The following is a 23188-nucleotide window of genomic DNA, read 5'->3' on the forward strand; positions in this document are numbered from 1 at the left end:
CGAGCAGGGCCCGCAGGCGCTCGACGCCCTCGCCCTCCCCCAGCACCCCGACCTCCCGCGCCGCCTCGACCACCGCGGCGGTCCGCGCCGAGCGCCAGAAGGGCTCGGGGGCGCCGTCCTCCCGTGCGGCGACGGGCAGGCGGCCGGTGAGCCCGGCGAGATGGGAGCGGCCCTGCAGCAGCCGCCCCTCGACGACGGTGCCGATCGCGACGCCGACCCCGATCGTGAGGACCGCGAAGGTGCGATAGGCGCGGCCGATCCCGAACCAGTTCAGGCCGTGGATCATGGCGGCGATGTCGTTGTCGACGGTGACCGGCAGGGCGAGGCGCGCCTCGAGCCGGTCGGCGAGGTCGACGGGGTGCTCCCAGCCGAGGATCCAGGAGGAGTCCACACGGCGCCGGTCGGCGACACGGCCGCCGATGCTGACGCCCACCCCGGCGACGTGCGGATGCGCGCCGGCGAGGGCGAGGACCGGGTCTACCACCGCGTCCGCGACCGCCTCGGCGGAGGTGTCCGGCAGCGGCATCACGAGCTCCTCGAGAGCGTTGCCGCGCGCGGTGGTGACCACGGCGTGGACCTCGTCGGCCGTGACCTTGACCCCGAGGAACCGGGGACCGTGGTTCTCCTCGATGTCCAGCGGCTGCTGGGGACGGCCCTTGGCGAGCGCCACGGTGTCCAGCGGGCGGAGGTGGCCGGCCTCGAGCAGATCGCGGGTCACGCGCGTGACCGTCGGCGCGGACAGGCCGAGGCGCTCGGTGAGATCGCGGCGGGAGCGGGGGCCGAAGCGCAGCAGGTCCCGGTACACGGCCCGGGCGCTGGTGCCGCCGAGGTCGGGCACCGCCGTGACGTGCCCCGCGACGTGCTCCGCGTACTCGCGCTGCTCCCCGTGCATCCCGCGAGTCTAGCTGCGGGAGCAGGTCGCACCCTCCCGGCCCGATCTGCGATGCTTTCGTCGACAGCTGCGCCCGGCCGCCGCAGGAGGCGGCCGGCTCCACGACGCCCGAGGGGGAACACCTATGAGCGAGTCCGCGAGCGCCGGCACCGACCGTTCCGAGGTCACGATCTACACCGCCTACGAGATCGACTTCATGCTCGGCCTGCGCGACACCGAGAACGCGCGGATCACGCGCGAGCAGATCGGGCTGCGCAGCGCCCCGGAGCAGGCGCGCGAGTTCGTCACGGCCGCGGTCACCTCGGGGCTGCGCGCCCGCGGGAAGGTGGAGCGCTCCGCGGACGGCCAGTGGCTGCTGGGCGAGGAGGGCCAGGTCATCGCCGGCGCCCTGACGGCGGCGGACCGCTGGCTCGGGATCGCGCTGGCCGAGGGCGAGGCGATGAGGATGGCCTTCATCATCAAGGCGAACGACGCGATCCTCATGCTCACCCAGGACGAGCTGGACTCCTTCGTGGTCTCGGCCCTGCCCGACGCTGCGCACGTGCCCGCCTCGGTCTCCGACATCGTCCTGGCCTTCCTCGAGGACGGCGCCGAGCGCACCGTCTCGCTGCGCCGCACCGAGATCTCCTCCCCCGCCGATCCGGTGCCGCTGATGGTGCACGTCGAGGCCGACGGCTCCTGGCGCCTCGGCCACCTGCCGTTGGACGATCAGGGCGTGCTCACGGTCTCCGAGGTCGCGGCTGCGCAGCTGCCCGAGGTCGTGCGCGTGCTGTGGGAGGACGGCACGAGCGCGGCGCCCGCCGCCTGAACGCGGGCCACGACGTCGTCGGCGACGTCCGCCGGTCGGTCTCAGACCGGTCCGCGGACGCCGTCCGCACGTCGGGCCCTGGGTGCTCAGCGCCGCCCGGGGCCCGCCTGTCGGCGCCGGTGCAGCTCCGTGCGCAGCGCGCGGATGTCCTGCCCGGAGGGCCGAGTGTAGGCCCACACGGGACGGTCGAAGGCGGGCATCACGATCCTGGTGCCGTCCTCGAGGCGCAGCGCGGCGGTGAGCCAGTGCACGGGATGCACCACGCGGGACTCGATCGCCGCGATCCGCTCCCAGGCCACGTCCCGGTGCCGCACCGGGCCGACCACCCGCAGCCCGTCCGCGGAGATCTCTACCCGGGCTCGTGCCGTGCCCAGCGCCACGATCCCGAAGCGGACCCCCAGCAGCCCCAGCAGCAGCGCGAGCGCGCCCAGCGCCCCGACGACCACCAGCAGTCCGAGCCCCGGGGAGCGGCCGTCCGGCACCGTGCCCAGCAGCAGCACCATGCCCAGCACGCTCACCGGTGCCGTGCCCAGCAGCGCGGCCGCGACGACGGCGCGCGCGGCGGTGTCCCGCGTGGCGTGCGCGGGCAGCAGCGCCCGCACCCGTCCCCGGTCGCGGCCCGTGCGGGCCGGATCGAGCGCGGCGACCATCCGCTCGACGGTCGCGCTGCTGCGGGAGTAGTCGGGCAGCGCGGTGCGCGGCCCGGTCTCGGGGCCGAGCCGGCGAGGGATGGTCATGGACCCAGCGTAGGGTGCGGGACATGTCCTCGCACGACTCCTCCGCCCCTCGCTTCCGCCGTCCCGCCTCGATGTATCCCTCGGTCGCCGCGTCGATCCCCGGCGAGCCGGATCCCGCGACCTCGATGGATCTCGCGCACGACTCGGCCCGGGCGCTGCTGGACGGCGTGTTCCACAGCTCCGACCCGGAGGTGGTGCGGCGGGTCGTCGCGGTCGCGGCCGAGGACGGGCTGACGGAGCTGGCGGCGCTGTGGTCGGCCGCGCCCGCCTCGACCCTTCCCGGGGCGCTGTGGCGACTGTACGTGCTGCACACCTGGGTGCAGCGCAGCGGCGACGAGGTCGCCCGACGCTACCGCGCCGGCTCCCGCACCGTCCCCGGGCTGCGCTATCTCACGGGCTTCGCGGAGCCGCCGGAGGTGACGCAGGTGCAGGAGACGATGGACGACATCCTGCGCGGCGCGTTCACCGGCGATCTCGGCCTCGCCCTGCGACGCGCCGGAGCGGTCGCGACGCTGCTCGCCCACGGCACGGCGCACCTGGCGGACGAGGATCCCGGGGAGGAGCGGACCCGGCAGGCGGAGCGGCTGCTGCGCACCGGCGAGGAGCTCACGGAGGCGGGACGGCACGCGGAGGAGGGCCGCCTCGACTGACGCCATGAGGCACGGCCGCCGCACCGTCGGCCGATGCCCGTCGGGCGCTGCGATCTGCACGGACTGAGGTCCTCGCCATACTCCCCGGGGGCGGTGCTTGCACCGTCTCGGGGCCCGTGCTCTACGATGGGCGGGCGCCGGGCCGCGGTTGCCCCGGGCTCCAACATCTGCCGCTTCGAGCGGCCTTCGCGCCGACAGGCGCATCCCGGTCCGGCGCCTCAGCATCACGAGCAGGAGCCCGCGTCCCACCGCACGGACCGCGAGGCGTTCAGGCGCCCACGGCGCGAGGAGGCGACGCGAGGTGGTGCAGTTCTTCTCCCGGCTGTTCCCCGCGCGCACGGAGCGCCCCCTCAGCGATCTCCTCTCCGAGCTCGCTGAGCTGCTCGTCCAGGCGGCCGACACTCATTCGAAGCTGCTGGGGAACGGCTACCGCGAGCGCACCCGCATCGCGCCGACGCTGCACGAGCAGTCCACGGTCGCCGAGGAGCTGTGCCGCCGCATCGCCCAGCGTCTCGCGCACTCGCTGATCACCCCTTACGAGGCGGAGCTGCTCTACGACTTCTCGCTCACGCTCGCCGACGTGGTCGACGCGATGGAGCACACCGCCGAGCTGCTGGTCGTCTCCCAGGTGGGGACGCTGCCCACCCCGCTGCTGGATGCGGCCAAGGGGATCGAGCGCGCCGCGGAGCTCACCGTCGCCGCGTCCTGGAAGCTCAACGACACCCAGGACCTCGGCGACTACTACGTCCAGATCCGCAAGCTCAAGCGTCAGGGCGAGCGGCTCGTGCGGCAGTCCCTCGGCGCTCTGTACAAGCGCGGCGGCTCCACCCAGGAGCTGCTCCCCCTGCACGACGTCTCCGAGTCGATCCGCCACACGATCGCGCTGCAGGAGCGAGCGGCGCGGATCGCGGACCTGCTGCGGATCAAGGACGCCTGAGTGACGCCGCTGCTGCTCGCGCTGGTGGTGGCCCTGGCGCTGGTCGTGGCCTACATGAACGGCTTCCACGACGCCTCCAACGCCATCTCGACCACCATCACGACCCGTGCGCTGAAGGCCTCCTCGGCGCTGTGGGCGGCGGCGATCCTCAACACCCTCGGCGCGCTGCTGGGGATGGCGCTGCTGGTGATGACCGTGCCGTGGGCGGTGCGCCTGCTGGGCCTCGGCCCGATCGTCGAGCAGCTCGCCGCGAGCCCCGACACGCTGGGCGCGGCGCTGCTGGTGCTCATGCTCGGCACCTTCCTCTGGGACCTGCTGACCTGGTGGATGGGGCTGCCGGCCTCGACCTGGCACGCCTTCTTCGGCACCTCCTTCGGCGTCTCCCTCGTGATCGGCACCTCGGCCGCCTGGGACCGGCTGGGGCTGATGCTCGCGGTCTCCGTCGTGGGCCCCGTCATCTCGGCGACGGTCGCGTACCTGCTGATGCAGCTGATCCTGCGCCTGGCCCGGTCCGAGCTGCTCGGACCCGGCCACATCCGGTTCGCGCAGACCTTCTCGGCGAGCACGGTCGCGGCGGGGCACGGCCTGAACGACGCCCGCCTCCCGCTCGCGGTGGTCGTGATCGCGCTGGGCAGCGCCGGGGCGGACCTGTCCGGGACCACGACCACGGTGCTCATGAGCACGGTCGCGGTCGCCGTCGGCGCCGGCACCCTGATGGGCGGGCACCGGATCATCCGCACCCTGGGCCGCCGGCTCACGGACCTCACCGCGGCGCAGGGCCTGGCGGCGGAGTCCTCCGCGGCGCTGACGATGTCGCTGGGGGTGTTCGGGCTCGAGTCCCCGGTCTCCACCAGCCAGGCGCTGGCCTCGAGCGTGGTCGGCGCGGGCGTCGCCCGGGGCCGGCGCACCGTACGCTGGTCGGTCGCGCGGGAGATCCTCCTGATCTGGCTGGTGACCCCGCTGGCCTGCGCGGTCGTCGGGGCCGCCCTGCTCGGGGTCGCGCTCGAGCTGCCCGGTCTCTGAGCGGAGGGCCCGCCCGACCCGCGTGCAGGCGGGACCACTATCCTGGGCGGAGCCGAACCGAGAGGAAGCCGATGTCCGACGGTGAGTCCACCACGCCCGCCCCGAGGAAGCGTCCGAGCTTCGGGCTGCCGGGGCCGACGACGCCCGCTCCGGGCGCGGACCCGCAGCCGGGTGCCCCGGCCCACGACCCCTACGGCCAGGCCCCGCAGCAGGGGCACGGCCAGGCCTCGTACGGGGCCTCCTTCGCCGACGGCCCGCAGACGGGACCGCTGCCGCCCAGCGCCCTCGCCGCCTCGCACACCGGCGGCCCCTCGGCCCCCGGTCCCGGGCGGTCCGGCCGGTCCGGGCGCCGGCGCGGCGTGCTGCCGCTCGTGATCGGCCTGGTGCTCCTGCTGGTCATCGCCCCGGCCGCCACGATCGTCGGGATCGTGTGGTCGCTCGGATCGCTCGTCGGCGATGCGTCCGAGGGGCCGACGCCGATGGAGGCGAGCTCGGCGACGCTCGAGCTGTCCGCCAACGAGATGGTCATCGTCTACGTGCCCGCGGCGGACGCCGCCACGGCCGAGTGCGCCGCGGAGGGCTCCGATCCCGGGGCGGTCACCACGGTGCCGAGCTCGACCGCGACCACCTTCGGCAACGGCGAGGAGTACGTGCAGGTGCTCGGGGTCGCCTCCCTCCAGGACACCACCGCCACGATCTCCTGCACGGGCACCGACGCTCCCGCCCATCTGGGCCCCTACAGCCTGTTCGGGATGATGGCCCCGCTGGTCATCGGTCCGATCATCGGCGTGGTCGCGGGTCTGGCGGGCCTGGTGCTGACGATCGTGGGGATCGTGCTGCTGGTCCGCTCCCGCCGCGCCTGAGGTCCTGCCGACCCGCCGCCGTCTCACTCCCGGCGCTCCTGTGCTGAGGTGCCCTCGAAGGACCTAGAGTGGCGATCAGCCCCAGCTACCGAGGATGGAGTGGTGATCATGCACCCCCGTGCAGGCCAGAAGGCACAGCAGGAGGACCTCGTCGACGTCGACGCGCTCCTCGACTCCTACTACGACCTCCACCCGGATCCCGCGGATCCCGATCAGGCGGTCTCCTTCGGCACCTCCGGGCACCGCGGCTCCTCGCTGGACGTCGCGTTCAACGAGGACCACATCGCCGCGACCACGCAGGCGATCGCCGAGTACCGGGCGGCGCAGGGCATCCGCGGCCCGCTGTTCATCGGCCGGGACACCCACGCCCTCTCGCGCCCCGCCTTCGACACGGCGCTCGAGGTCCTCGCGGGCAACGACGTGGCCGCCCAGGTCGACGCGCTCGACGGTTACACCCCCACCCCGGCGGTCTCGCACGCGATCCTGGTCCACAACCGAGGCCGGGCGGCGAACGATCCCGGCCGGGCCGACGGCATCGTCGTCACCCCGAGCCACAACCCGCCGCGCGACGGCGGCTTCAAGTACAACCCGCCCCACGGCGGTCCCGCGGACACCGAGGCGACCTCGTGGATCGCCGACCGCGCGAACGAGCTGCTGCGCGACGGACTCAAGGGCGTGCGCCGGCACGGACGGCAGAAGGCCCTGCAGGACGCCGCTCGCTACGACTACCTGCGCACCTATGTGCAGGACCTCCCGAGCGTCGTCGACATCGAGGCGATCCGCCGGGCGGGCGTGCGCATCGGCGCGGATCCGCTGGGCGGCGCGGCGGTGGACTACTGGGCCGAGATCGGCGAGATGCACGACCTCGACCTCACCGTCGTCAACCCCGCGGTCGACCCGCAGTGGTCCTTCATGACCCTGGACCGCGACGGGAAGATCCGCATGGACTGCTCGAGCCCGTGGGCGATGGCGTCGCTGCTGGAGAAGCGCGACGAGTACGACATCGCCACCGGCAACGACGCGGATGCGGACCGCCACGGGATCGTCACCCCGGACGGCGGCCTGATGAACCCCAACCACTACCTGGCCACGGCCATCACCTACCTGTTCGGGCACCGCCCGGACTGGCCGGCGGGCGCGAAGGTCGGCAAGACGGTGGTCTCCTCGAGCCTCATCGACCGTGTCGTGGCAGACCTCGGCCGGGAGCTGTTCGAGGTGCCGGTGGGCTTCAAGTGGTTCGTGCCGGGCCTGATCGACTCCTCGGTCGGCTTCGGCGGCGAGGAGAGCGCGGGCGCCTCGTTCCTGCGCCGAGACGGCTCGGTGTGGACCACCGACAAGGACGGCATCATCCTCGCGCTGCTGGCCTCGGAGATCCTCGCGGTGACCGGGCGCTCCCCCAGCACCCTGCACGCGGAGCTCGTGGAGAGGTTCGGCAGCAGCGCCTACTCCCGCACCGACGCCCCGGCGGACCGCGAGGCCAAGGCGAAGCTCAAGGCGCTCAGCCCCGCGCAGGTGACCGCGACGGAGCTCGCGGGCGAGCCGATCGTCTCGGCGATCACGGAGGCCCCCTCCGGCGGCGCGATCGGCGGGCTGAAGGTGTCCACCGAGTCCGCCTGGTTCGCGGCGCGCCCCTCGGGCACCGAGGACATCTACAAGATCTACGCCGAGTCCTTCAAGGGCGAGGAGCACCTCGCCGAGGTGCAGCAGGCCGCGAAGGACCTCGTGGACGGGGCGCTCGCGGACTGAGCGCAGGGGCGGACTGAGCGCAGAGGTGGACCCGACGGTCCGTGCGGCGCCGCGGGAGCGGCTGTCCGCTCCCCGGCCCTGGTGCGCTCGCCGCGAACGCACCGCTCCTGGCCGACCGTCCCTCCACTTCCTGATCCTCGGCCCCGCCCCCTCCACCGCCCGATGTTGTCGGCGGACGGCGCGACGCTCTCGCGCCGTCCGTCGACGCGCGCTGAGGCTTTCGAACACCCGGCGCTGACCTGCAGGTCCGTAACGTTTCCGCAACGACCCGAGCCTCCGTGCGGCAAAGGAATGGTCAAGCGCTCCCCAATTTGTGGTATGTCACCCGGCGGTGGCGCCGTCCACACGCCCCTTGCGCGACCCAAGGAGCCCGTGAACCATGGGATGGGTAGGTAAAGGATCCGTAGGGTAGTGTGCTCCGTCGGACCCGCCGGTAAGCACACCGACCGCAGCGCTCACGCGCGGAGAGAACGACGGAGAGGGGGCAGGACATGCGACTGCGGACACGCGTCTGCGCGGCCTCTGCCGCCCTCGCACTGACCGCTCTCCCCTTCGCCACCACCAGTGCTCTCGCCGAGGGGACCGGCGATGCCTCCGAGAGTACGGCCGTCGCCTCCGCAGACGAGGATGACGATCCCGCGACGGGCACCGTGGACGGGACGATCACGCCCGGGGCCACCACCACGCTCACCACCCCCTCCGAGACTCCCGAGAACGTCGCCGCCCCCGAGGGTGGCGAGCCCTCTGGGCAGGACGTGGACCCGGAGACCCCGGCGGAGGACGCCCCGGACGTCGAGGCGGACGACGTCCCGCGCACCGACGAGGTCCCCGAGGAGCCCGAGCAGCCGCCCGAGGAGTCCGAGCAGCCACCGGTGGAGCCCGAGGCCGAGGAGCCCGAGCTCTCGGAGGGCAACCAGTCCGAGGGCCCCACGGCCTCGAGCCCTCCCGCCTCTGCCACGGGGGGCGGGACGCCCACGACGACGAAGCCCGAAACGACGGAATCCGAGGCACCCACGAACACCGGCGGCACGGACGGCACCACCGAGACGCCCACGGATGACTCCACCGAGACGGAGACGGCCCCTGACGACTCCGCCACCTGCGACGGCGACGCCGTCGACGACCCCGAGGAAGACGGTTCCGAGAAGGAGCCCGTGCGCACTGTCAAGGGCGCTCTGGTCCCCCGCCCGATCGCGCAGCAGAGCACGGCGGCCAAGCCCCGGAAGTCCCAGAGCCCGACCCCTAGCGACGACAACGACGGCGACGCCTCGGACTGCCCCTGCAACTGCCCCACCGATTCCGGGGGCGACGGCTCGGACGATTCCACCGACGGCGAGGAGTCGGACGACGAGTCGGACACGTCGACCGGCGAGGAGACCACGGACGAGGGCGATGACACCTCGACCGGCGGAGGCAGCGGCGAGAAGACCGACAACGGGAAGACCACCCCCGCGCCGGACCAGGGAGCCACTCCGACCGCGAGCCCCTCGGCCACTCCGGAGATGTCCGAGCCGTCGACGCCCGCGCAGCCGGCCCCCGAGCCCGAGCGACGCGCACAGCCGCTCCCGGCTCCCCCGCCGAGCGAGGACCCCGAGCCCACCGCGGAGCCGGCCCCCGAGCCGGCCCCAGAGACCCCTTCCGAGACCCCGGTCGAGGAGCCCGAGACGACCGCCGAGTCGAGCACCACCGAGGAGACCGAGGTCGCCGGCGTCGGCACCGAGGAGCCCAGCACTCCGGCGCCGCAGGCCGCGCAGCCCACGTCGTCCGGCGACGGCGGCCCGGTGGTGCGCCTGTTCAACGCGATCTCCGACGACTCGAACACGGCCTTCGGCCAGATGCGTCAGGTCCTGATCGCCGCGCTCGCGATCGGCTTCCTCACCACGGCCGGCTTCGTCGGCGCGACCTGGCACTCGCGCCGCAGCAACCACCGCCGCTGACCCGTCGGCCCACGGCCGGACAGGCGCGCCGCCGCTGAGCAGACGCTCCCGGCGGTGGGCGGGGTCCACCGCTCAGCGCCGGGCGAGCAGCTCGCGCACGTGCTCCAGGATCCCCGGCACGGCGCGCTCCATGTCCTTCACGGTGCGGTCGAAGGCCGCCTGCCCCTCGTACCAGGGGTCCTCGACCACGAGCTCGGTCTCCGCGAGCCCCTCCGCCCCCGGCTCGAAGGCGCGCCACATCGCGATCAGCGGCGGTGTCGCCCCCTCGGGGGCCTGATCGGCCATGCGACGCATCGTCTGGGCGTGCTCGGGCGTCATCGCCAGCACGAGATCCCAGGCCATCAGCTCGGTGAGGTGGATTGTGCGGGCGGTGTGCTCGAAGGGACGCGGATAGCCGGCGCGCTCCAGCGAGAGCTCGATCCGGTCGTCCATCGGCATCCCCTCGACCTCCCAGGTGGTCCCGGCCGAGCCCACCTCGACCTCTGAGTCGAGGCCCTCGAGCTCGAGGGCGCGGCGCAGCACCACCGCGGCCGCTGGGGAGCGGCAGACATTGCCGGTGCACACGGTGAGGAGTCGGAGGGGCTTCATCCCCCCATTGTGTCAACCTCCAGGCGGTGGGAGCGTGGAACCGCCGATCGCCGTACACTGTGAGGCGGAGTGCATGCGGTTCTCGGGTCAGCACGAGAGCATGATCGCCAGGGCATCACGCCCGTGACCACGCCACCACGGCTCAGGAGGACACCGATGGCCGAAATCATCCGCGCCCACGACGAGGACTGGTCGCTCGTGCGGGAGATCCGACTCCGTTCGCTCAGCACGGACCCCAGCGCCTTCGGGCAGAGCTGGGAGAAGGAGTCCACCTACGAGGACTCCGTCTGGGAGCAGCGCGTCTCGGACGCCGCCTGGTTCCTCGCGGTCGAAGGTGATCAGCCGGTCGCGGTTGTCGCCGTACGCCAGGAGGATGACTCCCCCGCCAACGAGCGGGAGCTGCAGGCCATGTGGGTCACCCCGGGATCGCGCCACTCCGGCATCGCCGGTCGCCTCGCGGAGGCCGTGTTCGAGTGGGCCCGCGAGGACGGCGCCGACACGATCACCCTCTACGTCGGCCCCGAGAACACCGGCGCCCGCGCCCTCTACGAGAGCCTCGGCTTCTCCGACAGCGGCGAGCGCTGGCAGATCGTCGAGGACGATCCCGACGGCGCCTGGCTGAAGATGACCCGCGGCCTCTGAGGCCCGTGCGCGTCCCCGCACCCCTCTCCTCCACCCGCTCCGTGCTGCGTCACGACGCCGCCGGGGCGGGCTCCGATCGTCCCCACTGGGCGGCGCGCGCAGAGGACGTGAAGAACCGCCTCGTCGGCAGCACCCTGCGCCGTCTGCACTGGGACCTGCGCCTGCAGCCCTTCCACGGATACGGCTCGGCGACGCAGGCACGGGTCCTGGCGAAGGTCCTGTACGCCTCCCCCCGCACCTCCGCGGACTTCCACGACCAGCCCGTCCACGACATGCGGACCGTCGCGGTGCGCGGCTGGCGGAACTTCACCAGCCAGGTCGCGCCGCACCGCACCGTCCACATCCGCCTCGGCGGCGAGGAGTTCACGGTGCGGGCGGACCGCTCCGGCATCGTCGACGCGACCCTCGAGGTGTCCCTGAGCCCCGGCGTGCACCAGGCGGTGCTGTGGACGGTCCCCGGCAACGAGGTCACGGCCGACGTCACGATCGTCCCGCCCGAGGCGCGCGTGGGCATGGTCAGCGACATCGACGACACCGTGATGGTCACCTGGCTGCCCCGTCCCCTGCTGGCCTTCTGGAACGCCTTCGTGGTCCATCAGTCCTCCCGCCAGGTCGTCCCCGGGATGCCGATGCTGTACCAGCGCCTGGCGCGGGAGCACCCGCACATGCCGGTGTTCTACCTGTCCACGGGCGCGTGGAACGTGTTCCCCGTGCTCAAGCGCTTCCTCTACCGCAACGGCTATCCGGACGGGCCGCTGCTGCTGACGGACTGGGGCCCCACCCACACCGGCTTCTTCCGCTCCGGCCCCAAGCACAAGACGCGCTCGCTCGAGCGCCTCGCCGCCGCGTACCCGGACGTCCGCTGGATCCTGGTCGGCGACGACGGCCAGCACGACCCCTCGCTCTACGCCGCCTTCGCCGAGCGGCACCCGGAGCTCGTCGAGTCGATCCTGATCCGCCAGCTCACCGAGCCCGAGCAGCTCCTCGCCCACGGCACCCTGCGCCCGCTGGTCGGCTCCAGCCCCGGCGGCCGGGGACCGCTCGCCCTCGCCGCCCCGAACGGCCACGGTCTGCTCGCCGCCCTGCAGCGACACGGGAGGATGGCCCGATGATTTCCCTGCGACCCGCCGCCGGGACGGACGTCCCCCGGATCGTGGAGCTGGTCCAGGCCGCGTACCGCGGCCAGGGCGGCTGGACCACCGAGGCGCACCTCGTGGACGGCCACCGCACCGACGCAGCGGAGGTCCGCGCGATGCTCGCCGACCCCGCGGTGACGCTGCTGGTCGCGACCGGGGACGGGAACGGCGCGGACGACAGTGGAACGAGCCTCGAGCGCGGAAGCTCCGCCGAGCGCGTGCTCGGATGCTGCTACACCCGCCGCGAGGCGCCCGACGAGCACGGAGCGGTCCGGGCCGAGCTCGGGCTGTTCGCGGTCGACCCCGCCGCGCAGGGCGCGGGGCTCGGCGGACGCCTCCTGGAGGCGCAGGCGGCCTCCCTCGCGGCCGACGGGGTGGACGTGCTGGTGATCCAGGTGCTCCAGTCGCGCCCCGAGCTGCACCGCTGGTACGAGCGCCACGGCTTCACCGGCACCGGGCAGGCCGTGCCCTTCGCGGGCGATGCGGCGCTGCTGAAGGTCGAGGGGCTCGGGATGGACATCATGGAGCGCCCCCTGCCCGTCGATGGCCGGGTCGCCCGCCCCTCCGCCTGAGCCCGGCGCCCGCCCCCCGGAGCACGAAGCAGCGATCGCGAGCACCCGGCCGGTGCGGCGGCCTCCGCACCGCACACCGAAATACGCCTTTCGGTTCGAGGCCACGACCGTCCGACGGCAGACAGGCCCCGCCCCGCCCGACTGACGCGGGGACCCGGCCGACATGACGACGGGGCCGGGCCGGGCGTCTGCCCTTCCCGGCCCCGTCGACTGCCGCGAGGACGCGGCACGGGGATGACGTGCTGCCGGCTCAGCCGGTGTTCTTCAGCCCCGCGGCGACGCCGTTGATGGTGGTCAGCAGCGCGCGCTGCAGCTCGGGCGAGAGCTCCTCGCCCCGCTCCTTCGCCGCGCGGACCCGCTGCAGCATCGCGACCTGCATGTAGGAGATCGGATCCAGGTAGCGGTCGCGCACGGCGAGGGTCCGCTTGAGGATCGGCTGGTTGTCCAGCAGGTTCAGCACGCCGGTGAGGCGCTCGATCTCCGAGACCGCGAGCTCGTACTCCTCGCGGATGCGGTCGAAGAGGTACCAGAGGTTCTCCGGCACCAGCGAGTGCACGTAGTGCGCCGCGATCTGCATGTCCGTCTTCGCCAGCGTCATCTCGACGTTGCTGATGACGGTGCGGAAGAAGTGCCAGGAGCGGTACATCTCGTGCAGGTCCGGCTCGAGGCCGGCCTCGCGGGCGGCCTTCAGGCCGGAGCCGGCGCCGAACCAGCCGGGCACGATCTGGCGCGACTGGGTCCAGCCGAACACCCACGGGATCGCCCGCAGGCCGTCCAGGCCCTTGTCCGAGGTGGTGCGCTTGGAGGGGCGCGAGCCGATGTTCAGGTCGCCGAGCTGCTCCACGGGGGTGGAGGAGACGAAGTACTCGGGCAGGTTCTCGTCGTCCACCAGGGTGCGGTAGCGGGAGAATGCCGCGTCGGAGACGTGCTGCATCACCTCGCCGAAGCGCTCGAGAGTCTTCTCCGGGGTGCGCGGGGCGGTGTGCAGGGCCGAGCCCTCGAGCACCGCGGCGAGCGACAGGTCCAGGTTCTCCCGGGCGAGGGAGGGGAGCATGTACTTGTCGGAGATGACCTCGCCCTGCTCGGTGAACTTGATCTCGCCCTCGAGCACCCCGTAGGGCTGGGCGAGGATCGCGTCGTAGGTCGGGCCGCCGCCGCGGCCGACGGAGCCCCCGCGGCCGTGGAAGAGGCGCAGAGTGACGCCGTGCCGGGCCGCGGTGTCGCGCAGGGCGCGCTGGGCCTGGTGGATCTCCCACTGGCTGGTGATGACTCCGGCGTCCTTGTTGCCGTCGGAATAGCCGAGCATGACCTCCTGGAGGTCGCCGCGCAGGCGCACGATCTCCCGGTAGGAGGGGTCCGAGAGCAGCTGGTCGAGGATCTCGCCGGCATGGCGCAGCTCGGAGACCTCCTCCAGCAGCGGCACGAAGCCGAGGTCGGCGCGCTTCTCCTCGCGACCGGTGAGGTCGAGCAGACCGGCCTCGCGGGCGAGCAGCGCGGCGGCGAGCACGTCGTCGGCGCCGTGGGTCATCGAGATGATGTAGGTCTCGATGACGGAGGTGCCGTACAGGCGGTGCGCGTCGCGGATCTCACGGAACACCCCGTAGGTGGTGCGCGTCGCGTCGTCGAGGATCGACTCGTCCTCGGTGATCGCGGAGCCGACCAGCGGGCGGCGGCTGCCGAGCTCGCGGGAGAGCACGCTGGTGCGCTCGGCGCGGTCGAGCTCGGTGTAGGGACGGTCCAGCTCGCCGACGCGGTCGAAGAGGCGCGCGACGACCTCGTGGTGCTTCTCGGAGTGCTCGCGCACGTCGAGAGCGGCGAGATTCAGACCGGAGGCGGCCAGGACCTGCTGGGCGATGGCGAGCGCCCCGTCGGCGGCACGGCGACCTCCGTGGCGGCGCAGCGCCTCGCGCAGCACCTGGAAGTCGTCCTGCAGCTCCTGCGTGTCGCCGTAGTCGGCGCCGTGGACGTGCGCCTCGCCGGAGCGGATCCGCTCGCGGGTGGCGTTGAGCTTGGAGCGCATCGCGCCGAGCTTGAGCCGGTAGGGCTCCTGGTCGTAGAGCGACTGCTGGGTGCTGTCGACCTCGGAGTCGTGGGAGAGGTCCTCGGCGAGGCTGGCGCGCAGCTCCTCGTCGTCCCCGGTCAGCTCGGAGGAGACCGAGAGCTCGAGGATCAGGTCCGAGATGATCTCCAGCGACACGTCGATCGCGGCCTCGGCCTGCAGCTTCAGCACGTCGCGGGTGACCTCGGCGGTCACGAACGGGTTGCCGTCGCGGTCGCCGCCGATCCAGGAGCCGAAGCGCAGCGGCACCTGGCCGTCGTGCAGGTCGGCGCCGTGGGCGCGCAGCTCCTCGCGCAGGTCGTCGAGCATCTCCGGCATGGTCTGGCGGAAGATCTGGCGCAGGTAGTAGAGGGCGTTGCGGGCCTCGTCCTGCGGGGTGGGACGGGAGCGGCGCAGCTCGTCGGTCTGCCAGAGCGTCTCGATCAGCTCGGCGAGGTCGCGGTCCTGGCGGCGACGCTCCGGGGTGTCCTCCTCGGTCTCCTCGGCGAGGAGGTCCGAGATGCGGCGCAGCTTGGTCAGCACGGCGCGGCGCGAGGCCTCGGTGGGGTGCGCGGTGAACACCAGGCGCACGTCGAGGGAGTCGACGGCCTTCTGCAGGCCCTCGGCGCCGAGCTCCTCGTGGACAGCGCGCACGGTGCGCGGCACCCACGACTCGCTCGAGGGCCGCTCGTCGAGGGCGCGGACGCGGTAGACCTGCTCGGCGGCGTTCGCCAGCAGGAAGTACTGGGTGAAGGCGCGGGTCAGCGCGGTCGCCTGCTCGATGGGCAGGGAGGCGAGGCGGGCCTGGACGTCCTGGGCGCTGGCCTCGGAGTCTGCGGACTTCGCCTCCTTCGTCAGCTTGCGGACCTGCTCGACGAGGTCGAGCATCTCCTGACCGTGCTGGTCGGCGAGGGTGCGGCCGAGCAGGGTCGAGAGGCGGCGGACCGTCGCCCGCAGCGGGGCGTCGATATGGGGGTCGTCGCCGATGACGGGGAACTCGCTCGTCAGGGTCGGGACGGCGATGGCGTCGGAATGTGGCACAGGGCCTCCTGGGGTCGGCACGCCGACGGACGGCCGCCTGCCGACGCGCCGAGGGCGCGCTCAGAGCGACCGCGTCGGCGCGGAACGAACGGGCACAGACTACAGGCGCTCGCAGCGGAGCCGTCCCGTTCCTCACTGGGCGGACACGAGCCGACGGGCCGGCGCGGCGGAGGACGGGGCGTCCGGCGAGGGCGGACGGGACGAGGACGGAGTCGGCCGGCAGGCGCCTCCCCCGGCGGCCGCACCTGCTCAGAGCACCGCGCGGAGGAAGTCGCGGGTGCGCTGGTGCGCGGGCTCGGAGAAGATCTGCGCAGGTGGACCCTCCTCCACGATCGAGCCCTGGTCGAACATCATCACGCGATCGGAGACGTCGCGGGCGAACTGCATCTCGTGGGTGACGATGAGCATCGAGATGTCGGTCTCCGCGGCGATGTCCTTCAGCACCGCGAGCACCTCCCCCACCAGCTCGGGATCCAGCGCCGAGGTCACCTCGTCCAGCAGCAGGATCTCGGGGTCCATCGCGAGGGCGCGCGCGATCGCGACGCGCTGCTGCTGGCCGCCGGAGAGCTGCGAGGGCTTCATGTCCCGCTTCTCACCCATCCCCACCTTCGCCAGCAGCCCCTCGGCCTTCGAGACCGCGTCGGCCCGGGAGAGGCCCTTCACGTGGATCGGCGCCTCGACGATGTTCTCCAGCACCGTCATGTTCGGGAAGAGGTTGAAGTGCTGGAACACCATCCCGATGTCCGTGGTGGTGCGGCGCCGGCGCTTGTCCGGGATGCGCACCCGCTTCCCTCCCTTCTCCTCGTACTGCAGCGGCACGCCGCCGACGTGGATGTACCCGCCGGTGAGCTCCTCGAGGGTCATCACCAGGCGAAGGATCGTGGTCTTGCCCGAGCCCGAGGGGCCGATGAGGGTGACCCGCTCCCCACGGGAGACGGTGAAGTCCAGGCCCTGCAGGACGGTGTTGTCGCCGAACCGCTTGACGACGTCGCGGAACTCGATGTGGGGCGCGCTCCCGGCGGCGGGCGCGGCGGTGTTCTCAGGCAAGCTTCTTCTCCAGTTTCCGGATCAGGAGGGAGGTGGGATAGCTGGCGGCCAGGAAGATCAGGCCCGCGAGCGTGATCGCCTCGGTGTAGCGGAAGTAGGTCGAGCCGTAGTTCTGCGCGACCCGCACCAGCTCGGGGATGTAGATGACCACGAAGAACGGCGTCTCCTTGAACATCGAGATCGCATAGTTGCCGAGCGCCGGCAGGGTGTTGCGGATCGCCTGCGGCACCACGACCGCCCGCCAGGTGCGCAGTCGCGGCAGGGACAGCGCGGTGGCCGCCTCCCATTGGCCCGTCGGCACCGAGTCGATCCCGGCGCGGTACACCTCGGCCATGTAGGTCGTGTAGTGGATGCCGAGCACCCAGATGCCGATGGCGAGGGTCGAGTCGATGTACGGGGAGAGCACGAGGTTCGCGAACACGAGCTGGACCACCAGCGGCGTCATCCGGATGAACTCGACCACCCAGGTGAAGGGCGCGGCGATCGCGGTGGGGGCGGTGCGGCGAATGATCGCGACGGCCAGGCCGAGCACGAGCGCGATGAGGGTGCCGAGCACCGTCGCGATCAGCGTGACCCTGAAGCCCTCGAGCAGGAGCGAGGGCAGGACGGCGGCGGCATGGCTCCAGTCCCACCAGGACGCGGAGGGGTTCATGCCACGGCTCCTTCCTTCGTCGTCGCGCCGGGCGCCTGGAAGAGCGAGCGCCAGGAGTCGGAGAGCGCGGGGCCGCGACCGATCCTGTGCTTCGCCCGGATCTCCAGGCCGTTCATGATGATCACGATGACCCAGGCGATCAGGTAGTACGCGAGCAGCGCGAAGAGATAGGCGAACCAGGTGCCGGTCCTGTCACGGACCTGCTCGACCTGGAAGAAGAGGTCGTACAGCGAGACGACGCTGACGATCGCGCTGCCCTTGAGCAGCTGGATCCAGAGGTTGGACAGGGAGGGCAGCATGAGCGCCCACGCCTGCGGGATCACGATCCGGAACATGCCGCGGGCGGGGCTGAGGCTCAGCGCGCTGATCGCCTCGTACTGGCCCTTGGGCACCGATCCGATCGAGCCGCGCACCACCTCGGCGCCGTACGCGCCGTAGTTCAGCCCCAGCGCGAGCACGCCGATGAGCAGCGGTTCGAGCTGGAAGCCGAAGGGATAGGGCAGCTGCGGCATCACGAACGCCAGCCAGAACAGCTGCACCACCAGCGAGGTGCCGCGGAAGAACTCCACGAAGATGCGCGCGAGAACCCGCACCGCGGCCGGCTTCGCGACCTGCGCGATGCCGAACACGAACGAGATCAGCAGCGCGAGCAGCCCGCCGAGGACGGTCGCGAGCACCGTGGTCCGCAGGCCCTGCAGGATCTGCGGCGAGCGGTCGAGCAGGATCTGCAGGTTCGGCCCGATGTCGTGGAGGAAGCCGATCACGCCGTCCATCGACGCCTCTCCTCTCGCGCCGGGGCGGCGCGGAAGGGTGCGGGGCTCACTGCAGGGAGGAGAGATCGCCCGAGCAGAGGATCTCGGTGGTCATCTCCTCGGGCGGCAGCTCCTCCTCGCCGAAGCCGTACTCGCCGACGATGGAGAGGTACCGCTCGGGGTCGGCGATGATCTCGGCGAGCTTCTCGTTGTAGGCGTCCAGCAGCGAGGTGTCCTCCTGCCGGAACACGGTGCCGCCGGCGCCGACCTGCTTCACGCCGTCGATCTCCTGCACGAAGCTCTCGGTGACCTCGACGTCGTCGACGGTGTTGTCCGCGAGGTAGTTCAGGGAGATGGCGGTCAGGGCGAACGCGTCGGCGTTGCCGGACTTCAGCGCGTCCACGCCGTCCTGCGGCCCGCCCACCTCGATGGCGTCGAGCTCGAGGGCGGCGACGTAGTCGGACTCGACCGCGCCGGCCATGGTCGCGACGGTCAGGCCCGAGTCGACGAAGGAGTCCATGGTCTCGAGCCCCTCGGGGTTGCCCACGGGGACCATCAGGGCGGTCGTGTACTGGAACTCGGGCTCACTGAAGGCGGCCTGCGCACAGCGGTCGGGGAGGATCGACATCCCGGCGCTGACCGCGTCGAACTGGCCGGCGTTCAGGCCCGGGATGAGCGAGCCCCAGTCGGTGAGCTTGCCCTCGACGGTGTCGATGCCGAGCTCGCCGAAGATCTCGCGGTGCAGGGCGACCGTCGCGCCGATGACCTCGCCGCCGTCCTCGAAGCTGTAGGGCGCCTCGCCGGCGAAACCGACGGTGATGGTGCCGGCCTCCTGCAGGCGGCTGAGCAGGCCCCCGCCGCCGCCGTCGCCGCCACCACCTCCGGTGCTGGTGCGGCTGCAGGCGGCGAGCCCGCCGCCCAGGGCCGCGGCGGAGAGCACCAGGCCCGTGCCGCGGAAGAAGGTTCGTCGGTCGTGCGCGCTGCGCTGCGTGCTGCGGCCCTTGTGCATGGGGTCCCTCTCGCCGGGAGATCGTTGCCGCGCACGCTCGTCGTGTCGGACAATCGGATCTCTGGATATCGGATTCCTGGTCACCGTACCGGCGGATCGACAGGCGTCCACGATTCGCCGACCATTCGTGATGGTGTCGTGATCCACCCGTGTCGCCCGCGACTGTGACGGCGATGACTCCTCCCGGGCGTGCGCCGGGCCGGGGCGGGAGCGGATGATGGTGTCCTCGCACGCCCCCAGGCGGCGCACCGACTCAGGAGGACCCATGCCCCCTCGTCAGGACTCCGTCCGGCTGCCGATGATGCAGCCGATCCGCCGTCCTTCGATCATCGACCAGGCCGAGCTCGAGCTGCGCAATGCCATCTTCGTCGGCGACCTCCGCCCCGGGGACACGATCCCCGAGGTCCAGGTCTCCAAGCAGATGGGCATCTCCCGCTCCTCGCTGCGCGAGGCGTGCCAGCGCCTGGTGCGTGACGGGCTGCTCACGCAGATCCCGGGCCGTGGCCTGTTCGTGACGACGATGGACGCGGGCACCCTGTCGGACTTCATCGACTACCGCCTCGGCATCGAGATGCAGGCGGCGACCAACGTCGCCGAGCACGTGGCCGCGCTGCGCGCCGACGGCGACGAGGAGCAGATCCCGGCGCTGCTGTTCCCGCTGCGGGAGTGCGTGGAGCGGACCCGTCGCGCGCTCGCGGCGGGCGAGGTGATCGAGGCGGGCAACGCCGACCTCGACCTCCATCAGCGCCTCGCGGAGATCTCCCGCAACCGCTTCCTGGTCACAGCGATGAACACGATAGTGATCCTCACCCGCATGGGCACCTTCTCCGATCCGCGCGGCTACGGAGTCCGCGCGGACCTCACCGACACCCATGAGCAGCTCGTCGCCGCGCTCGAGGCGGGCGACGCCTCCACCGCGCGCAAGCTCCTGCGCGAGTCGCTGCGGGCGCTCGCGGCACGGCTGCGCGGGGACGTGGAGGAGCAGGACCTGGTGCGCGACCCGGACCTGCTGGAGTCCGACGGGCCGGAGTGGACCACCCTGGAGGGCGAGTCGCCGGCCCTGTGAGGGCCGGACACGAGAAGGGCCCCTCCCGGCGAGATCATCGCTGGTGAGGGGCCTTTTCGGCGGAGACGAGAGGATTTGAACCTCCGAGGCGATTGTAGTCGCCTACTCCCTTAGCAGGGGAGCGCATTCGGCCGCTCTGCCACGTCTCCTGGCGCCGCGGTGTCGCGGCACGCCGAGCCAGCATACGGGAGCGAACGGGGTGCGCCAAAGCGAGGCGGAGCGGTTCGCGTCACACCTCTCCCCGCCCGCCCGCGGCTCAGAGGCCGAGCTTCTCCTGCAGCAGCGCGATGTGCTTCGGGGTGCCGACGCGGTACTTCACGAAGGTGAGGACGCCCGCCTCGTCGATCGCGAAGGTCGAGCGGATCGTGCCCTGGACGATCTTCCCGTACATGTTCTTCTCGCCCCAGGCGCCGTAGGCGGTCATCACCTCGTGGGACTCGTCGGAGGCGAGGGTGAAGGGCAGGTCCTGCTCGGCGACGAAGCGGTCGAGCTCGGGGACCGGATCGGGCGAGATCCCGATGACGCGGTAGCCGGCGTCGAGGAACATCCGGTGGTTGTCGCGCAGGTCGCAGGCCTGTTTGGTGCACAGCGAGGTGTTCGCGGCGGGGTAGAACCACAGCAGCGCCGGCGCGCCGCGGAGGTCCTCGAGGGTGATCCTGCCGCCGCCTGCGATGGGCAGGTCGAGGGCGGGGGCGGCATCGCCGACGGCGAGCTTCACGGGGGCGGGCGACATGATCCTCCGAAACGGGTCAGGGGCGGGGCAGGACGTCCAGCCTAGCGACGGCGCAGACGGCGGCCCAGATAGGTCTCGCGGAAGCGCCGCTCGGCGTGGCGGTCCCCGAGCAGGAGCAGCTGCACCTCGGAGGAGGCGGGTATCGACTCGACGTCGTAGCCGAGGGTGCCGTCCGCCTCGAGCACCGCGACGATGTCGCAGCCGGTGCGGCGGTGCACCTCGTCGTCCCGGAGGGGACGGCGCATGAGGGAGGCCGGGCAGGGGGCGAGGAACAGCTCGTTGCCCTCGGCCAGCAGCACGCGTTGGCTGAAGCCGGCGTGGTTCCACAGGTCGGTGGCGCCGATGGTGGCGTAGGAGAGCACCCCGTCGGCCCCGGCCCGGTAGAGGGTGGCGACGTTGCGCTCGTAGGTGGCGCGGGAGACGATCTGCAGCTCGGGCCGCAGGCGCCGGCAGAACAGGGTGAGGTAGACGTTCAGGTCGTCGTCGCGCGGGGTGACCAGCACGGCGGAGGCGTGCTCGAGGCCGGCGCGGCGCAGGATCCGCTGGTCGGCGGCGTCCCCGTGCACCACGGCGTAGCTCGCGGTCCCCTCGAGCACCGAGTAGGAGTTCTCGACCCGCCCCGGTGCGATCTCGACGATCGTGTTCGGGACGCCCCCGTCGCTGAGCGCCCGGGAGGCGGCGCGGCCCACGCGCCCGCCGCCGACGATCACGACCGGCTGCTCCTCGGAGACCTCGCCGCACTGGAACCGGCGGTCGTACTGGGCGAGGTCCTCGGCGGTGCCCGCCAGGACCAGCACGGTCCCGTCGGTGATCCGCAGGTCCGGGGTCATCGCGCGCAGTCGGCCCTTGCGCAGCACGGCGAGGATCTGCACCCGGGAGCGCTGCATCTCGACGGCCTCGCCGAGGAACTTCCCCACCAGCTCGGTGCCGCGCGCCGCGGCCTCGGCGATGATCGTGTCGCCGATGGTGCCGATCGCGTGGACGCGGCCGGTGGAGCCGAGCACGCGGGAGGCCATCTCGCGGCCGAGGACCTGCCCGAGCTCGAGCACGTGGTCGGCGCCGGCGAGGTTCAGCACGTCCACCGAGGCGGGCTTCGAGGCGGTCACGGCCACGGGCACGGTGGCGGCGGCCTGGCGCACCGTGAAGGCGACGTTGGTGTTGGCGTGGTCGGAGAGGGTGGAGATCACCAGCCGCGCCCGTGCCGCGCCCGCGTTGCGATAGGTGAACGCGGAGTCGAGAGGACCGACCACGACCTGCCGGCCCTGGTCGTGCAGCTCCCCCGCCTTCACGGCGTCCTCCAGCAGCATCACGGCGGGGATGCCGGAGCGCTCGGCGCGGGCGGCGAAGGCCTGGGTGACGGCGTCGGAGCCGACCAGCAGCACGTGGTCGCTGACCCCCGGGGCGACCTTGCGCGGGGTGCGGGTGGCGCGTCGATGGTCCAGCCACGGCGTGACCAGGTACTGGATGACGAAGAAGGGCAGCAGCACGAGCATGTAGACCACGCCGCTGAGCAGCACCCAGAGGGAGAACAGGCGCCCCGCGTCGTCGTCGAAGGTGATGTCGCCGTAGCCGAGCGTGGACATCGTGGTGATGGTCCAGTAGATCGCGCTCGGCCAGGAGTGCTCGTCGCCCTCGAGGTGCATGAGCAGCTTGAAGCCCGCGGCATGGGCGATGACCATCGCCGCTCCGACGCCGAGGATCACGAACCCCGCCTTGGAGCGTCGGCCGACGAGCGGATGCCGCTCCGCACGTCGGCGCTCGCGCGCCGTCTGGCCCATGGCTGCCCCCGCTCTCCGGTCGGTGTCCCGCGGCCGCGCGGTCGCGGCCGCTCGAATCGTAGGCCCAAGGCGGGCTGAGGACGACCCCTCTCCCGATGCCTGAGCCGAGCCTCACCTCGTCCGCGCACCGCCCAGCAGCCGCGCTCCCTCCTCGCGGCGCCTGCCCTCGAGGCCGTCGACGTAGTCGGCCGGGCCCATCGAGGTGGCGTGGGTCGTGATGTCCTTCGCGCTCTTCCCGGTCGCACCCTGGGTGACGGTGGCGCGGCGGCGGTCCGGCGCAGGCGGGTACGTCATCCCCTCGCCGTGCTCGAGCAGCAGCGCCTGCAGCCGCATGCCCGAGGCGGGACCCACCCCGAGCAGCTCGGCGAGCTCCGCCCAGTCCCGACCGACGAGCTGGTCGACGGTGGTGATCCCCTGCTCGGCGAGGGCGCGGGCAGCGGGGGCGCCGACGCCGGGGACGTCGCCGATGGGTGTGCTCGGTGCGCTCATGGCAGGGAGTATGACCGAGCCCCGCGGCCGACGGGAAGGCGTCGGCCGCGGG

22 protein-coding genes and 1 tRNA gene are annotated in these 23188 nt (G+C 72.4%); 11 read left to right on the top strand and 12 right to left on the bottom strand.

Translation table 11 applies throughout. The features are described from left to right. The coding region (locus tag HMPREF3159_RS02020) for an ROK family transcriptional regulator (protein WP_070499453.1) at positions 1-892 on the bottom strand (892 nt) is incomplete at its 3' end. A 124-nt stretch (positions 893-1016) separates the two neighbouring features. On the opposite strand from HMPREF3159_RS02020, the gene HMPREF3159_RS02025 reads away from it, so the two are divergent. Next, on the top strand, positions 1017-1700 hold the full coding sequence (locus HMPREF3159_RS02025; protein WP_070499454.1) for a hypothetical protein: 684 nt from the start codon (positions 1017-1019) through the stop codon (positions 1698-1700). Positions 1701-1786: 86 nt separating this feature from the next. Here HMPREF3159_RS02025 and HMPREF3159_RS02030 read toward each other — a convergent pair whose 3' ends face one another. Beyond that, positions 1787-2437 (bottom strand): PH domain-containing protein, encoded by a 651-nt coding sequence (locus tag HMPREF3159_RS02030; RefSeq protein ID WP_070499455.1) that lies wholly within the window; start codon positions 2435-2437, stop codon positions 1787-1789. Positions 2438-2460: 23 nt separating this feature from the next. Between HMPREF3159_RS02030 and HMPREF3159_RS02035 the strand changes: the two genes are divergently transcribed. The 6 genes from HMPREF3159_RS02035 (at position 2461) to HMPREF3159_RS02060 (ending at position 9593) form a co-directional block, all read left to right on the top strand. Then, a complete protein-coding gene (locus HMPREF3159_RS02035) occupies positions 2461-3087 on the top strand; it encodes a hypothetical protein (RefSeq protein ID WP_083305748.1) in 627 nt (208 codons plus the stop codon). 301 nt (positions 3088-3388) lie between these two features. Next, positions 3389-4024 carry a DUF47 domain-containing protein gene (locus tag HMPREF3159_RS02040; protein ID WP_070499456.1) on the top strand — a complete coding sequence of 212 codons (636 nt, stop codon included), beginning with the start codon at positions 3389-3391 and terminating at the stop codon, positions 4022-4024. After that, the gene (locus HMPREF3159_RS02045; protein WP_070499457.1) at positions 4025-5047 is read left to right on the top strand and encodes an inorganic phosphate transporter; all 1023 of its coding nucleotides are present in this window, start codon (positions 4025-4027) and stop codon (positions 5045-5047) included. A 71-nt stretch (positions 5048-5118) separates the two neighbouring features. Beyond that, on the top strand, positions 5119-5910 hold the full coding sequence (locus HMPREF3159_RS02050) for a hypothetical protein (RefSeq protein ID WP_070499458.1): 792 nt from the start codon (positions 5119-5121) through the stop codon (positions 5908-5910). A gap of 108 nt (positions 5911-6018) precedes the next feature. Continuing rightward, positions 6019-7656 carry a phosphoglucomutase (alpha-D-glucose-1,6-bisphosphate-dependent) gene (gene pgm, locus HMPREF3159_RS02055; RefSeq protein ID WP_191459274.1) on the top strand — a complete coding sequence of 546 codons (1638 nt, stop codon included), beginning with the start codon at positions 6019-6021 and terminating at the stop codon, positions 7654-7656. Between the two features lie 491 nt (positions 7657-8147). Beyond that, positions 8148-9593, top strand: coding sequence for a hypothetical protein (locus HMPREF3159_RS02060; protein ID WP_070499459.1), 1446 nt, complete (start codon positions 8148-8150; stop codon positions 9591-9593). 72 nt (positions 9594-9665) lie between these two features. Here HMPREF3159_RS02060 and HMPREF3159_RS02065 read toward each other — a convergent pair whose 3' ends face one another. Then, positions 9666-10181, bottom strand: a complete 516-nt coding sequence (locus HMPREF3159_RS02065; RefSeq protein ID WP_070499460.1) for an arsenate reductase/protein-tyrosine-phosphatase family protein — start codon at positions 10179-10181, stop codon at positions 9666-9668. Between the two features lie 156 nt (positions 10182-10337). Here HMPREF3159_RS02065 and HMPREF3159_RS02070 point away from each other — a divergent pair, with 156 nt between their 5' ends. Genes HMPREF3159_RS02070 through HMPREF3159_RS02080 form a run of 3 tightly spaced genes read left to right on the top strand, consistent with a single transcriptional unit; the run spans position 10338 to position 12531 of the window. Continuing rightward, positions 10338-10823, top strand: a complete 486-nt coding sequence (locus HMPREF3159_RS02070; protein WP_070499461.1) for a GNAT family N-acetyltransferase — start codon at positions 10338-10340, stop codon at positions 10821-10823. A gap of 5 nt (positions 10824-10828) precedes the next feature. Then, positions 10829-11935 (top strand): App1 family protein, encoded by a 1107-nt coding sequence (locus tag HMPREF3159_RS02075; RefSeq protein ID WP_070499462.1) that lies wholly within the window; start codon positions 10829-10831, stop codon positions 11933-11935. Next, complete coding sequence (locus HMPREF3159_RS02080) at positions 11932-12531, top strand: GNAT family N-acetyltransferase (protein ID WP_070499463.1); 600 nt, start codon at positions 11932-11934, stop codon at positions 12529-12531. Before HMPREF3159_RS02075 ends, HMPREF3159_RS02080 begins: the two co-directional genes overlap by 4 nt. 250 nt (positions 12532-12781) lie before the next feature. On the opposite strand, the gene ppc is transcribed toward HMPREF3159_RS02080, so the two are convergent. The 5 genes from ppc to HMPREF3159_RS02105 all read right to left on the bottom strand — a co-directional run bounded on the left by ppc (position 12782) and on the right by HMPREF3159_RS02105 (position 19070). After that, complete coding sequence (gene ppc / locus HMPREF3159_RS02085) at positions 12782-15610, bottom strand: phosphoenolpyruvate carboxylase (RefSeq protein ID WP_070499464.1); 2829 nt, start codon at positions 15608-15610, stop codon at positions 12782-12784. Between the two features lie 249 nt (positions 15611-15859). Continuing rightward, the gene (ehuA, locus tag HMPREF3159_RS02090) at positions 15860-16657 is read right to left on the bottom strand and encodes an ectoine/hydroxyectoine ABC transporter ATP-binding protein EhuA (RefSeq protein ID WP_070499465.1); all 798 of its coding nucleotides are present in this window, start codon (positions 16655-16657) and stop codon (positions 15860-15862) included. Further along, positions 16650-17309: an ectoine/hydroxyectoine ABC transporter permease subunit EhuD gene (gene ehuD / locus HMPREF3159_RS02095; RefSeq protein ID WP_070499466.1), complete on the bottom strand. Its 660-nt coding sequence runs from the start codon at positions 17307-17309 to the stop codon at positions 16650-16652. Before ehuD ends, ehuA begins: the two co-directional genes overlap by 8 nt. Beyond that, the gene (gene ehuC / locus HMPREF3159_RS02100) at positions 17306-18082 is read right to left on the bottom strand and encodes an ectoine/hydroxyectoine ABC transporter permease subunit EhuC (protein ID WP_070499467.1); all 777 of its coding nucleotides are present in this window, start codon (positions 18080-18082) and stop codon (positions 17306-17308) included. Before ehuC ends, ehuD begins: the two co-directional genes overlap by 4 nt. Before the next feature lie 46 nt (positions 18083-18128). Further along, positions 18129-19070, bottom strand: coding sequence for a transporter substrate-binding domain-containing protein (locus HMPREF3159_RS02105; protein WP_141748029.1), 942 nt, complete (start codon positions 19068-19070; stop codon positions 18129-18131). 265 nt (positions 19071-19335) lie between these two features. Between HMPREF3159_RS02105 and HMPREF3159_RS02110 the strand changes: the two genes are divergently transcribed. Beyond that, positions 19336-20136 carry a GntR family transcriptional regulator gene (locus HMPREF3159_RS02110; RefSeq protein ID WP_010550051.1) on the top strand — a complete coding sequence of 267 codons (801 nt, stop codon included), beginning with the start codon at positions 19336-19338 and terminating at the stop codon, positions 20134-20136. A gap of 60 nt (positions 20137-20196) precedes the next feature. Here HMPREF3159_RS02110 and HMPREF3159_RS02115 read toward each other — a convergent pair. The 4 genes from HMPREF3159_RS02115 to HMPREF3159_RS02130 form a co-directional block, all read right to left on the bottom strand. Then, positions 20197-20285: transfer RNA gene (locus HMPREF3159_RS02115), tRNA-Ser, on the bottom strand. Between the two features lie 107 nt (positions 20286-20392). Further along, positions 20393-20869: a peroxiredoxin gene (locus tag HMPREF3159_RS02120; RefSeq protein WP_070499468.1), complete on the bottom strand. Its 477-nt coding sequence runs from the start codon at positions 20867-20869 to the stop codon at positions 20393-20395. A gap of 41 nt (positions 20870-20910) precedes the next feature. Continuing rightward, the gene (locus HMPREF3159_RS02125) at positions 20911-22647 is read right to left on the bottom strand and encodes an NAD-binding protein (RefSeq protein WP_070499469.1); all 1737 of its coding nucleotides are present in this window, start codon (positions 22645-22647) and stop codon (positions 20911-20913) included. A gap of 111 nt (positions 22648-22758) precedes the next feature. Next, the gene (locus tag HMPREF3159_RS02130) at positions 22759-23136 is read right to left on the bottom strand and encodes a helix-hairpin-helix domain-containing protein (protein ID WP_246821421.1); all 378 of its coding nucleotides are present in this window, start codon (positions 23134-23136) and stop codon (positions 22759-22761) included. Between the last annotated feature and the right edge of the window lie 52 nt (positions 23137-23188).

Source organism: Brachybacterium sp. HMSC06H03 (genome assembly GCF_001807385.1).
In the GTDB taxonomy this organism is placed as follows: domain Bacteria; phylum Actinomycetota; class Actinomycetes; order Actinomycetales; family Dermabacteraceae; genus Brachybacterium; species Brachybacterium conglomeratum.